The sequence below is a fragment of the Pseudoalteromonas sp. 31A1 genome (assembly GCF_011378815.1).
In the GTDB taxonomy this organism is placed as follows: Bacteria; Pseudomonadota; Gammaproteobacteria; order Enterobacterales; family Alteromonadaceae; genus Pseudoalteromonas; species Pseudoalteromonas arctica.
In genome coordinates, this window is record NZ_WTKY01000006.1 from 205,179 (window position 1) to 219,071 (window position 13,893).

At 35.1% G+C, this 13,893-nt stretch carries 9 protein-coding genes and 1 pseudogene; 8 read left to right on the plus strand and 2 right to left on the minus strand.

The window, feature by feature from the left end:
• Positions 1-6: 6 nt before the first annotated feature.
• The 8 genes and pseudogenes from GQR52_RS08755 to glmM all read left to right on the plus strand — a co-directional run.
• Complete coding sequence (locus GQR52_RS08755; RefSeq protein WP_165728171.1) at positions 7-1,197, plus strand: hypothetical protein; 1,191 nt, start codon at positions 7-9, stop codon at positions 1,195-1,197.
• On the plus strand, positions 1,194-2,408 hold the full coding sequence (locus GQR52_RS08760) for a hypothetical protein (protein WP_165728172.1): 1,215 nt from the start codon (positions 1,194-1,196) through the stop codon (positions 2,406-2,408). Before GQR52_RS08755 ends, GQR52_RS08760 begins: the two co-directional genes overlap by 4 nt.
• Before the next feature lie 17 nt (positions 2,409-2,425).
• Positions 2,426-3,514, plus strand: a complete 1,089-nt coding sequence (locus tag GQR52_RS08765) for a glycosyltransferase (RefSeq protein WP_165728173.1) — start codon at positions 2,426-2,428, stop codon at positions 3,512-3,514.
• Positions 3,515-3,777: 263 nt separating this feature from the next.
• The gene (locus tag GQR52_RS08770; protein ID WP_165728174.1) at positions 3,778-4,914 is read left to right on the plus strand and encodes a glycosyltransferase family 4 protein; all 1,137 of its coding nucleotides are present in this window, start codon (positions 3,778-3,780) and stop codon (positions 4,912-4,914) included.
• Positions 4,911-5,834: an NAD-dependent epimerase/dehydratase family protein gene (locus GQR52_RS08775; protein WP_165728175.1), complete on the plus strand. Its 924-nt coding sequence runs from the start codon at positions 4,911-4,913 to the stop codon at positions 5,832-5,834. The genes GQR52_RS08770 and GQR52_RS08775 overlap by 4 nt, the downstream gene beginning before the upstream one ends.
• 15 nt (positions 5,835-5,849) lie before the next feature.
• Positions 5,850-6,398 carry a sugar transferase gene (locus tag GQR52_RS08780; protein WP_165728176.1) on the plus strand — a complete coding sequence of 183 codons (549 nt, stop codon included), beginning with the start codon at positions 5,850-5,852 and terminating at the stop codon, positions 6,396-6,398.
• Between the two features lie 344 nt (positions 6,399-6,742).
• Positions 6,743-8,689 (plus strand): nucleoside-diphosphate sugar epimerase/dehydratase, encoded by a 1,947-nt coding sequence (locus GQR52_RS08785; RefSeq protein ID WP_165728177.1) that lies wholly within the window; start codon positions 6,743-6,745, stop codon positions 8,687-8,689.
• 266 nt (positions 8,690-8,955) lie between these two features.
• A pseudogene (gene glmM, locus GQR52_RS08790) lies at positions 8,956-10,176 on the plus strand (phosphoglucosamine mutase); the annotation flags it as partial.
• Position 10,177: 1 nt separating this feature from the next.
• Here glmM and GQR52_RS08795 read toward each other — a convergent pair.
• Positions 10,178-11,358 (minus strand): IS3 family transposase gene (locus GQR52_RS08795; protein ID WP_165728178.1). Its coding sequence is split into 2 segments (ribosomal slippage): positions 10,178-11,100 and positions 11,100-11,358, totalling 1,182 coding nucleotides; the frame shifts between segments, so codons are not numbered across the junction.
• 708 nt (positions 11,359-12,066) lie between these two features.
• The gene (locus GQR52_RS08800) at positions 12,067-13,509 is read right to left on the minus strand and encodes a capsule assembly Wzi family protein (protein ID WP_165728179.1); all 1,443 of its coding nucleotides are present in this window, start codon (positions 13,507-13,509) and stop codon (positions 12,067-12,069) included.
• Positions 13,510-13,893: the final 384 nt, after the last annotated feature.

Genomic DNA, 13,893 nt, shown 5'->3' on the forward strand with positions numbered 1-13,893 from the left:
GTTAATATGTCACTTTTTAAAGGGGCCTCTACTGTCGTTATTGCATCGGCTATATCTCAATTAATTTCAATTAGTCTCTTTCCTATTTTGCTTTATTTTTATTCCCCTGAAAATATTGGGGTTTTGGGGGTTTTTACTTCATTAGTAAGTATAGTCGCCGGAGTATCCTCATTGAGAATTGAACGTAAAGTATTCTTAAATGGGAGTGAGTTTGGTGTTATTCAATCGATAGTTAATAAAACAGTTCCTATAATTGCGATTGTAATATGCATACTAATTGCCTTTCTTATGTTTTTTAAATATGTAACTTTAGACTTATGTTTTTTGCCACTAATATTTATCGGTGGTATATTTAGCTGTTATATAACTGTTAATACCGTTTTTCAAAGTTACTTAATAAGCTATAAAATCATTAGTCTAGCCTCGATATTTCGAGTCATAATCGTATTCGTCTTCCAAATTTCATTTTTTTTTATAATTGACGGAGATTATGCGGTTGTAATTGGTAGTATTGGTGGGATGGTTATTACTTACCTTTATTTAAAAGTGAAACCTATAAGTACTGGGACCAAAATAAGTATTCTAAACTACTTTAGAAATGCTTCTAATCGTCATGAAGCTATTGCCGGCGGGGTTCAAGCGTTAGGTAGTACCGTCTCAAATGCACTACCTATAATTTTAATATCCAGCTTCATCGGAGTAAAGGAGGCTGGTATTTTTTTCCTTGCTGAAAAAGTTATAAGAGCACCCATAAACGTGGTATCAAATAACCTTAGAAGTATAATTGCTTCTGAATATAAAAAGAGAAACGATATAAAGTTAATTTATAAGTCATCTATTATACTTTTTATATTGTCATTATTTATATTTTTATTAGGTTATACTTTTATAGATTATTTTAATGACAATATAGTTAATACGAAATGGGAAGAGGCTTTAGTAGTAATTAAAATATATCTATTATTTATAGTTTTAAATTTTACCACATTATCTTATCAGTCTTATAATATGCACTTTATAGAAATGGTTAAAGTGGCGAAACTTGATGTTTTTTCTTTATTTATAAAAATAATATTAATATTTATAAGTGTATTCCTTGTTGGTGATCTAAATACTATTGTTTATGCTATTTTGCTTTCCGGTTTGATTACATTTTTTCTTCATATTGCATTATTTAATACTAGGTGTAAGAAATGACTATAATCCTTTTTATATATGCAGTTATAACGTTCTTTTCTTCCTTTGCTATATTTAGAAAAGGTCGTGTTTTTGATTTTATATCTCTCGGTTTTTTATCGCTACAAATATACTTTATGCCTATATTATTTCAGCTTTTTGGGCAGTGCACACCTTATGGGTGCTTAAAGGAAGAAATAGTATATATTTCAATTTTTCTAATGATATGTATGGTGTTTTTTTCCTTTTTAAAATTGAATGATAAAAGGATTGAAATAAAGCCGGTTGTTGATATTAAGTTTTTTTCAATAGCAGCTCTATTACTAGCTTCCCTGTCATTTCTTTACATTATATATAGTAGTTCTGGAAAGATATTTTTAGACTCTAAGTCTGAAATGTCAGGATATTTAGGGTATGGCTTTATTATATGGTCTTTTTCTTCTATTTTAGCTTTTTTGGGATTTTACTCAATAAAGAATAAATTTTTTACTTTATTATCATTTTCATTTATTTGTATAACGATTTACATAGGATTCAGAAGTACGGCCGCGATTGCTATTATATCTATATTTTTATTAATGTCTAAAGAGTATAAATTATCAATAAATAAAATAAAGTTACAACATGTATTTTTATTTTTATTTGTTGTTTGCTTTTTCTTTATATATAAAGGAATTTATACTGCCATAAAATTCGATAACTATGAGCTTGTTTTTACAAGATTAAGTGATTATCAGTATTACATTGACTCCTTTCTAGACGCTGAGCCTTCAATTATTAGTTATATCATGTCGGAGGTACTGAGTGAGGAGCTACAGGCTCCAAAAGAACAAATTTACAATATCTTTTTATCTTTTGGTTTATTTGGCTCCCTTTTTCCTGATCTCGATACTTTTAATGATATTATTCAACCCCGTTATTTTCCTGGCGTGCATTGGGGAGCAGGAAGTAGTGTCTGGGCTAATGTCTTTGCATTAACTGGTTGGATTGGGTTATTTACTTTTTGTTTTATTTATTGTTTTACATTATATGCGTTCTCAAGTTTATACAAGAAACTAGATGGTACTTATTTGATAATCTTGACAGTTATAGCTACCTACTGGGGTTTTTATATTCATCGGAATGATCTATCTTATCAAATAAATTTAGAAAAAAGAGTCATAATCACTGCAATTTTAATTATCATAATGGCATATATAATCAAAGCCTTTTATAAATTTTTTAAGAAATAAGTTATAGGATTTACTTAATGATTAACATGCTTGTTGTATTACCAACAGATAGAATAGGTGGAGCTGAGAGAGTAGCAATGAACCTTGTTGAATATCTAACTGGTAAGAATCATATACATGTAACTATTTATTTTCTAACAAAAAATAATTCTAATTCATGGGCATTTTTTAATGAATTAGACAATGTTGATATAATTCATCAAAACTCTACTCGGGTTGCTAAGTCTATATTTAAACTTTCAACTTTTTTATATGGAAGGAGCTTTGATTATGTTTACTCTACCCAAGCTCATACTAACTCTATGCTTTGCCTTTTTAGAAGATTAAGAATACTCTCATGCAGATTTTTAATTTTGAGAGAATCTTCAATATTAAGTTCACGCTTTAATGGGTTAAAAGGTTTTTTAATAAATATAATGTATCAGCCCTATGGAAATCAGGATTTGCTAATATGTCAAACTAACCTGATGAAAGAAAAGTTAATATCTTACAGAGGGCTGAGAATTTCTACTAACTCTAAAGTAATTCATAACCCCATAAATTTAAAATTAATCAAACCATTATCTGAATTAGAAGTTAATATGAATTCAGGTACAGCCTTTAATATAGTTATGGTGGGTAGGCTTGTTCAAATCAAGAATCATAAACTTGTTATTCAAGCACTTTCACAAATTAAACACAAATTTAGGCTTTACATTGTTGGAGATGGAGAGCTCAAAAACGAGTTGTATGAATTATGCAGAACAAGTAATTTGTTAGAAGAAATTCGTTTTGTTGGAAATGTTAAAAATCCATATAAATATATGGCAAATGCAGATTTAGGGATCATTTCTTCTTTTTCAGAAGGCTTTCCCAATGTACTTATTGAAATGATGGTTTCAGGTACGAAAGATATAATAATAACTCCATGTACGGGAGATTTAGAGTTAATTCCAGACATCACTGTTTTAGAAGGGTTTTCAATTAAAGAAATGCAAAATATTATTAGTAGAAAGCTTAAGAAACCAGAATGTTACTCTCAAAGCTATAAAGAGTTTTCTAAATCTAGAGATATTGCAAGTTATTGGAGTGAAATAAATTCAAGCTTTCTAAATGAAATAAAATAATTATTATAATAAATTAACATAGAGATACTGTTTTTTTAATACACAGGAAAGCCGCCAATAATAAAGGATGTTTCGTATTATTGTTATATTAATTGAGCCAGGTAGGTTTATATGAGTTTTGAGAATCATAACAATACTGAGTATATAAAAAGTGAAGCTGCACTGGCTGTGTTTCTAGTATTAAAGTGTATGTTTATTTAAAAGCAATTTTTTATATTTGAAGGTTCGTATGACAAACAACCATTTTTTCTGAGGAGCAGTAGTTGAAACGTTTTTTAATAGTTGCGAATTCCCCTTTTACAGTTGTGAATTTTAGAAAAGAGCTTATCTTAGAGCTTTTAGCTCTTGGTCACGAAGTTCACGTTATTTGTCCAAGTAGCTGTAATTTAGTTGAAGATAGTAACTACTTAAGTTACCTAAAATCTAAAGGAGTTTTATTTCATAATATTGTGTTGGGTAGATCAAGTTTGAATCCTTTCTCAGAATTACTCCTGTTTCTGAGTATCTATCGTTTAATTAGTGCTATCTCTCCTGATGCAGTTTTAAATTACACTATCAAGCCCACAATATATGCTTCTATAGCAGCCGGTTGGCTAGGTATTGAGCATGTTTACTCGAATATAACTGGCTTGGGGTTTATTTTTACTGGTACCACTTTTAAAGCAAAAATCCTATCTGTACTAGTTCGCTTCCAATATAAAATTGCCTTAAAGTATAATAAGAAAATTTTCTTTCAAAATACAGATGATTTATCTATATTTGAAAAATACAAGCTACTTCAAAGATCTAAAACTGTATTGATTAATGGCTCTGGTGTCAATACAGTTAAATTTAGTTCAAGTAAAGAGTATGTGGAAGGGCCAATTAAATTTTTATTCGTAGGCCGTTTACTGAGAGATAAAGGAATATTTGAATTTATAGAAGCTGCAAAATCTATTTCAGAAATGTATCCAAAAGAAGCCGTTTTTTACATTGCAGGTCCCTATGATTCGAATCCTGCATCTATTAAAAGTTCAGACATGGATGAGTACATTAAAAGTGGTCTAATAAATTATTTAGGGAATGTAAGTGATATTCTAGAGGCTTATGAAGAATCTGATGTTTTTGTTTTGCCATCCTATAGAGAAGGTACACCTCGTTCAACTTTAGAAGCCATGTCTATGTCTATGCCGATCATTACCACTGATGCACCGGGCTGTAGGGAAACAGTAGTAGATGGTTTGAATGGTTTTTTAGTTGAAAAAGGTAATTATTTTGCATTGGGTAATGCAATGATAAAATTTATTGAAAATAGAGAGCTAATTACAAGTATGGGGGTCGAAAGTAGGACATTGGCAGTTGCAAAGTACGATGTTAATAAAGTTAATGGTGTAATTTTGGACGTGATAGGTCAGTTTTGAATCATTTAAAAGTTTTAATAACAGGGAGCGACGGCTTCGTTGGTCAGCATTTATTTAATGAACTCATTAGTAACGGTGTTACAGTTTATCGTATTTCCAACTCAACTGACTATTTTAATCAAGATAAAAAATTCACTTTCGAACAATTTTTTTCACCGGCGTTTAATAATAACTTTGATGTCGTAATTCATTTAGCAGGTGCAGCTCATCGTACTTTTTCAGATGAAGAAGCAAGAAATACAAATTTTATTTTAACAAAAAAAGTTATCGATAAGTGTATAAATCTTAAAATACCTAAATTTATTTTTCTTAGCACTGCAAATATTTATCAAGAACAAGTAAGTATAATTCATATTACGAGCGACGTTAGTAGTAATTTACTGAATACTAATTATAATAAGTTGTTGGCGGAAAATTATATTATGTCTAAATCTGATAAAGGTTTTATTGATTCTGTAATAATCAGAAGTCCTTTGATATATGGTGAAAACGTTAAAGCAAATTTTGCATCATTGATGAGATTTGTTGCCAAAGGATTGCCTTTACCTTTTAGATGTATAAAAAAAAATAAGCGTAGTTTAATTTCTGTTTATAATTTGGTTGATTTAATAAAGGTATGTATTGAGCATCCAAAAGCAGCTAATCAGGTGTTTTTAGCAAGTGACGATAATGATTTATCAACGTCTGAAATGGTGGCGTTAATGGCTAAAGTACAGCATAAAAAAAACTTAGCTTTACCAGTACCTGTGTGGTGTTTTAAATTAGCAGGGAAATTACTTAATAAAAATGATGTGGTAGATAGGCTTATAGGCTCACTTCAGCTAGATATTACTCATACAAAAAATACACTTAACTGGGTGCCTCCATACTCCGTTGAGCATGGTTTTAAATTAGCAGCTAAAAAGCCTTCAATAAAGTAATTAATGGATTTATAAATGATACGTTTACTCGATTTTTTGTTTTCACTTTGTGGATTGTTATTTGCAATGCCATTTTTAGTGATTTTATACATTATTGGCTTATTTGATACTGGCTCACCTATATTTATTCAGGAGCGTGTTGGTCGTAATAAAAAACCATTCACCTTAGTTAAGTTTAGAACCATGACTGTTGATACAGCATCGGTCGCAAGTCATTTAGCAAGTACTGCATCAATAACACCCTTTGGTGGTTTTTTACGTAAAACAAAGTTAGATGAGCTACCGCAACTATGGAATGTATTAAAAGGTGAAATGAGCTTAGTTGGCCCTCGCCCTGGTTTGTTTAACCAAGAAGAGTTGACTCAAGCACGTGAAACTAAAAATGTGTTTGCAGTTCGCCCTGGGATTACTGGTTTAGCGCAAGTTAACGAAATTGATATGTCTACCCCTGAACTACTTGCTAAAACAGACCGTGAAATGATTGATACACTAACAATTGGTAACTATTTTAAATATATACTAATGACGGTTACTGGTAGTGGTAGTGGTGATAGGGTTAAATAGTGCTTAATGTTTATAATAGTACCTAGGCTCAATCGTATATTTATTGGGGATGTTTTTTTCGATTCTTTAACTCACTAATCTAAAAGCAGTTATTTTGAAATGTGTCTCAAGATGAAATATTTCTGAGACACATTTCACCATCATTTATTACAACAATAGTGACATATCTGAAATTATCAACCGCCCCTATCGGGCTCTAATATTGTAATTTATTACTATTTACTGAGCAATAAACTACATCAAAAGCTAATTACATTAGCCTATTTTTTGTTATAGTTACCATATTGTTAATTTTAAATGCGATACTGGGTTGGCCCTGTATTTACATCACAAAGGAACGTGTCTTGGATAGTTTCATTCGCTCTATTTTTAACGCATCGCGTGCCAAAAAACGCATTATTACATTGTGCATTGATTCGTTATTTATTATGTTGGCTTTTTGGTTAGCGCTTATTGTAAGGCTTGATAGCTTTGAGTCGCTGCAGCGTTTAGATAATTGGCTTTTATTAGCAGTGTTAATACCGGTTAGCTTATATACATTTATAAGTTTAGGCTTGTATCGTGCTGTACTTAGATACATGAACTCACAAGCTATTTGGGCAATTGTACTAGGCACTGTAATAACAACGATCAGTTTGGTTTTAATCGCCTTTTTTATAGGTATAGATATACCGCGAACGATGCCATTTATATTTGCTTGGTTGTGTTTATTAACTGTGGGTGGTTCTCGCGTATTGGTACGCGCGATGATTGGCAGAATGACGACAAGCAAAAAAGAACCTGTAATTATTTATGGAGCGGGTTCTGCCGGACGCCAATTAGCGACGGCATTAGGTGCTGGCCCAGAATATTTTGTTAGAGCGTTCATTGATGATGATGTAACTAAGCACGGTTCAATTATTCAGGGTATACCCGTTTTATGTTTTAAAGGTATTTACGAGCTAATAAATAAACGCAAAGTAAGTAAAGTCTTATTAGCACTTCCAAGCGAAACTCGTGCCCGCCGTAAAGAAATACTCGCCCAGTTAGAACCTTTAGCTATTAATGTGCTTTCAATACCCGGTATGGCTGATGTAGTAGAGGGCAAAGCAAAGCTTGCAGAAATAGCCGAAGTGGGTGTTGAAGATTTACTAGGTCGTGACCCTGTTGAACCGAATACTGACTTAATGACCGCTAACATTGCTAATAAAGTGGTTATGGTAACAGGAGCCGGTGGCTCTATCGGCTCTGAACTGTGTAGGCAAATAGTTAAACAAAAACCAACAAAACTTGTTTTATTTGAGCTTAGTGAGTTTGGTTTATATTCAATAGAAAAGGAGCTTAGTGAGTACATTACTAATAATAACCTTGATATCGAGCTAATACCTATAATGGGCTCAGTGCAACGTATTAACCGAATTGAAACTGTAATGACAGTATTTGGTGTGCAAACTGTTTATCACGCAGCTGCTTATAAACATGTGCCGTTAGTTGAGCATAACGTTGTTGAAGGTGTACGTAATAATGTGTTTGGTACTTATTACGCGGCAAAAGCAGCAGTAAATGCGAAAGTAGAAACCTTTGTGCTTATATCAACAGATAAAGCGGTACGCCCGACTAATGTAATGGGCGCAACTAAGCGTATGGCTGAGCTATCGCTGCAAGGGTTAGCACAAGAGCAAGGTGTTAAACATAAAACGCGTTTTTGTATGGTGCGCTTTGGTAATGTACTGGGGTCGAGTGGCTCTGTAGTGCCGCTATTTCGCAGGCAAATAAAAGAGGGCGGCCCAATAACGCTCACACACCCTGATATAACACGCTTTTTTATGACGATCCCAGAAGCTGCTCAATTAGTAATACAAGCGGGCGCTATGGGTAAAGGCGGCGATGTGTTTGTGCTTGATATGGGCGAACCAGTTAAAATTAAAGATCTTGCGACTAAAATGGTTCGCCTTTCTGGTTTTGAAGTTAAAAGTGATACTAATCCACATGGTGATATCGAGATTAAGTGTACGGGCTTACGCCCAGGTGAAAAGCTTTATGAAGAACTGCTGATCGGCGATAATGTTGGCGAGACCTCTCATGAACGAATCATGACTGCCAATGAGGTAATGTTGCCTTTGGCTGAGCTTAATGTGTTTATAGAAGCGTTAGATATTGCGTGTCATAACTTTGATCACGAAACAATTCGTCAATTATTATTAGATGCACCAACAGGCTTTAATCCAACCGATGGCATATGCGATTTGGTGTGGAATGCAAAAAAGGATCTGATAAAGGGAAATAAGCAGAAGGTTGTAAATATTAATTAAGTTATTATTTTACACTCTAAGTTGAGAGACACTGTATTTTAAAGTAATAAATAACGATCAGGCCGAGTAGGGTTGTTGATAACAATTTATTCAATATTCTGACAAATTAAAGCTATGTATTTAGCTTTTATATTTAATGAAATTTAAAGCGTGAGTTTAACTCGCGCTTTTTGCTTTTTGTAATAAAGCTCTGTTTTTAAGATAATAGAGCTAACAAATATTAATTATATGTGCACTGCGCATTTAACATTTATAAAGGAATAATTATGCCACGTAAGTATTTTGGTACCGATGGAGTAAGGGGCAAAGTAGGAACTTTTCCTATTACGCCTGATTTTGCAATGAAATTGGGCTGGGCCGCGGGTACTGTTTTAGCCTCTAGTGGTACAAAAGAGATTCTAATAGGTAAAGATACACGTAACAGTGGTTATATGTTTGAGTCAGCTATTGAAGCAGGCCTTTCAGCTGCAGGTGTTAATGTAGCATTTGTTGGCCCTATGCCAACACCTGCTGTTGCTTATTTAGCATCAACCTTTAGAGCCGATGCCGGTGTTGTTATTAGTGCATCGCATAATCCATATTATGATAATGGTATTAAATTTTTTAATAATTCTGGTACGAAGTTAAACGATGAGCAAGAGCTAGAAATTGAAGCCTTACTTGAGCAAGCATTAAATAATAACGCTATGCAGTGTGTAAGCTCTGAGCGCTTAGGAAAAGCGAGGCGCATTAACGATGCAGCAGGACGATACATTGAGTTTTGCAAAGGCATATTTGCTAAAGAGTTAACACTTGAAGGTTTAAAAATTGTTATCGACAGTGCTAACGGGGCTGCATATCACATAGCGCCTAATGTTTATGCAGAGTTAGGTGCCGATGTTATTAGCATTAACGATAAACCAAATGGTTTAAATATAAATGAGCAATGTGGTGCCACACATTTAGATAGCCTTCAAGCAGCTGTACTTGAACATAAAGCAGACTTAGGTATTGCGCTTGATGGTGATGCTGACAGATTAATGCTTGTTGATGACAGTGGCGCTGTGATTGATGGTGACCAAATCCTTTATATTTTAGCTAAAGCAGCAAAGCTGCAAGGCAAAATGCAAGGTGGTGTTGTTGGTACACTGATGTCTAACCTGGGGTTAGAACTAGCGCTTAAGGAAATGGATATACCGTTCAAGCGCGCTAAAGTAGGTGATCGCTATGTTGTTGAGCAGCTTAAAAATACTGGTTGGAAACTTGGTGGTGAAGGTTCAGGCCATATTCTACACTTAGATTATGCAACCACAGGCGATGGTATTGTAGCCTCTTTATTGGTATTAACAGCGCTTATTCAGCAAAAGCAATCATTAAAAGACTACGCGGCAGGTATGCAAAAATTACCTCAGGTGCTGCTTAATGTGCGTTTAACAAAAAATAATGCGAATGAGATTTTAAATACTGATTCAGTTAAGCAAGCAGTAGTAGAAGCTGAAACTGTAGTGGTCAATAAAATTTGGCCACAGTTTTAGAATCTTGATATCTAACCTCAGATTCATTTGGCGCTAAACCGGCATTATAATGATGCGGCCTAACGTTGTTGTAATATCCGTTGATATAATCACTAACGCTATATTTAGCATCTATAAAATTTCCATATCCAACCTTTGGCATCCATTCCGTTTTAAAGCTTCTAAAAAATCGCTCCATTGGTGCATTATCCCAACAGTTTCCACGCCTACTCATACTTTGTTTGATTTTATAGCGCCATAAACGTTGGCGATATTTTAAACTTGTATAATGACTACCCTGGTCTGAATGAAACATCAGTCCTGTCGGTTTTCCTCTGCTTTCATACGCGAGTTCAAGCGCTTTTAGCGTTAAATTAGTATCTGGCGACAACGACATGGCCCAGCCAACTACTTTACGTGCAAATAAATCAATAACAACGGCTAAATAAGCCCAGCGATTACCTACCCAAATATACGTCACATCACCGCACCACACGGTATCTGGCTCAACAACATCAAATTGTCTATCAAGCAGGTTTGGAATTTCAAGGTGTTCATTACCGCCGCGTTTATATGAATGTTGAGGTACTTGGCAGCTTTCAAGCTTTAATTTAACCATTAGCTTAGCAGCACGATAACGACTCAATTCAAAATCATTGTTCGTTGCTATTGCCGCGATTGTCCGCGCCCCAGCTGAGCCACCGCTCATTGCATGTATTGCTTTAACTTCAGCCTCTAGCCTTACTTGCTCTGACGTCGGCGTTGTATCCCGTATAGCCCAATATTTATAGCTGCTACGATGCACATTGAATACGTTACACAGCACGCTAATTGGGTAACGCTCTCGTTGATTTAGTTTCTCGATTAACGAGAATTGTTCAGGGAGTCGGACATCAAGAGAGCGGTAGCCTTTTTTAATATATCCTTTTCTAATTCGATGCGTTGGATTTGCTTTTTAAGTTCGCGGATTTCAATTTGTTCGGGCGTCATTGGCGAAGCAGATGGTGTCTGGCCATTCCGCTCTTGCTTTAATTGAGTAACCCACTTACTGACGGTTGATTTACCCACCCCCATCGCTTTGGCTGCTTCTTCTTGAGTATAACTTTGGTCAACTACAAGCTGAGCTGTTTCTAATTTTATTGCTGCAGAATACGTTGCGCGTTTTAATTTCGTCATTTTTTCACCCAAATTTGTATGCTTATTAGCATAACATTTCTTTCTTAATGGGTGGCCAAAATCACTGTACCACTACAGGGATGAATCACATTAGCGCGAAGTAAATTCGCATCGATAGGGTGTGCATATTGTAGGTGAGGTTTTATACCTCGCTTTTGGTAACGTTAGGTTAGATGAGCGCGAAGTAAATTCGCATCGATAGGGTGTATATATTATAGGTGAGGTTTTATACCTCGCTTTTGGTAAAGTTAGGCTGCATGAGCGCGAAGTAAATTCGCACCTACAAGGTGCATATATCGTAGGTGAGGTTTTATACCTCGCTTTTTGTAGAGTTAAATTACATAAGCGCGAAGTGAATTCGCATCGATAGGGTGTGTATATTGTAGGTGAGGTTTTATTACCTCGCTTTTGGTAACGTTAGGTTAGATGATCGCGAAGTAAATTCGCACCTACAGGAAGCATATATTGTAGGTGAGGTTTTATACCTCGCTTTGGTAAAGTTAGGTTAGATGAGCGCGAAGTAAATTCGCACCTACAGGTGGCATATATTGTAGGTGAGGTTTTATACCTCGCTTTGGTAAAGTTAAATTGGAAGAGCGCGAAGTAAATTCGCACCTACAGGTGGCATATATTGTAGGTGAGGTTTTATAACTCGCTTTGGTAAAGTTGGATTAGATGAGCGCGAAGTAAATTCGCACCTACAGGGTGTTAAAAATTGGCAAATACACCTAATCTAGCAAACGTTTCCCCGTATACATCCTTTCCTTGATACAGCTCAGCTCCCCAACTTTTAGCACCCATTATTGGTTTACTCAACTTACGAGTATATGCTGTTTGCAGTTCGTAACTTGTTTTATAGCCACTGCGTTTATTTTCAAGCATGCGAATGGTGGTATTTAAACTTTCTATTTTACTTAATTGCCAATGCCAGTTTGCGCTCATAGATTTAGCCGGAGTGTAGTCGGTGTAGTCGTGTTCATCACCCGCCCAGTGGCCAATTACATTGCCAGAATTACGGTTACCATCTTTATATATACTATTTGCATACCAGCTCTTTTGTAAGTTACTGTGCTCGAAGCGTAAACTGTGGTTGTTAGCAATAAAAGGTAAATAAATACCAAAGCTATATGCATTATTGCGAGAGCCACCTAGGGTGTCTTCAAGTGCTACCTCACCGTATAGCTCATAAGGAAGTGTATAAATACTATTGTTATACGCAAAAGTAATTGAGCCTAACTGATCCCCAAGCTCAAAATCTGTATTAACCTCTTCTGCCTCCGAGGTCGTTATATTATCTTTACTGCCAGGGGTAAAAAAGCCTTCTGCAAAGTCTTTTAACTTAACACTACGCGGACCACCACCAAACTGCATTAAGCGGCTTAGGCCTATTGTTAAATTATCGGTTGCTGCAAAACTGGTATGTAAACCAAATAAATAAGGCTTACCGGGTGTAAATTCATTACCGTTTACAGGGTCGTAGTTACCTTTACGGATCCCACGTTGTTCTGTCATTTTACTAATAAACATATCGTAACGAATATTAAAACTGGTTATTGGCTCTACATTACTAAGTGTTATAGAGGGCGTTGTTTTAGCTTGTGTACTTAATAGCATGGCACTATCGTTAAAAGGTGAGTACCAATGCTCTCGGTAACCTACATCTAACTGCGCGTATTTATTACCAAGGTAAAAAAAGCTTTGTGTAGGTAGTATTTCGTCTTCGTTGGCAATGCCTGCAACACTTACACCAAAGTAACGTCCGAAGTTAGCGTAAGCACCACCTTCAATAATTAAGTTGGTTTTAGTGGTTTGGCCGCGTTGGTTAGGCAATGTTTTATCTTTTGTGCCAGCAGCAAGTGTTACTTTTGCAAATGTACCCGCATCACTTTGAATATAAGGGCTAAGTTGGTACGAAAGTGTTTGATATAGTTCTGGGTAAGTATGCCTTACTGTTTGCAGCACTCTATAAATGTCGTGCGCTTTATAAGGCTTGCTCATAATATGTGTATTTTTACTTACAGCTAAAAGTCGTTGTACTTGGTGCTCAAGTTCTGGGGCTTGATTTAAAGGTAAATAAGGTGACACGCCACCTTTAGCAACAGCATTTGCACTGATTGCCATCCCGATAAACAGTGATATTTTTTTGAGCATAATTATTCCGTTAGCAAAAATTTGTTTAAGTAAAAACGTTAACGCGAGGTTAGCAATAAACGCCTAAGTAAGGAAGAAAAAAGCGATATATTAGTGGGGATATATAGGAGTAAGCTATCATTCGCAGGGATTGACGCTGCGTTAAATTCGAGCGCGCTTTTGCATGTAGTGTTTTGCTATAAAGCAGGTGGTGAACGCATTTAATAAGTTATACCTACAAAAAATAGATTTATAAGTAATTTATTCACAAAGAGGTTAAGAGGGCGCTGCGCTTTAGTGAAGGCAAAAGTAGGTAGCGGAGTTTTTCAAGTTAGTTGTCGCATCAAATTAAATTTTATGCCGCCCGCATTGCTTCTTTTTTCTCTGGATTTAAATTTACTTCAT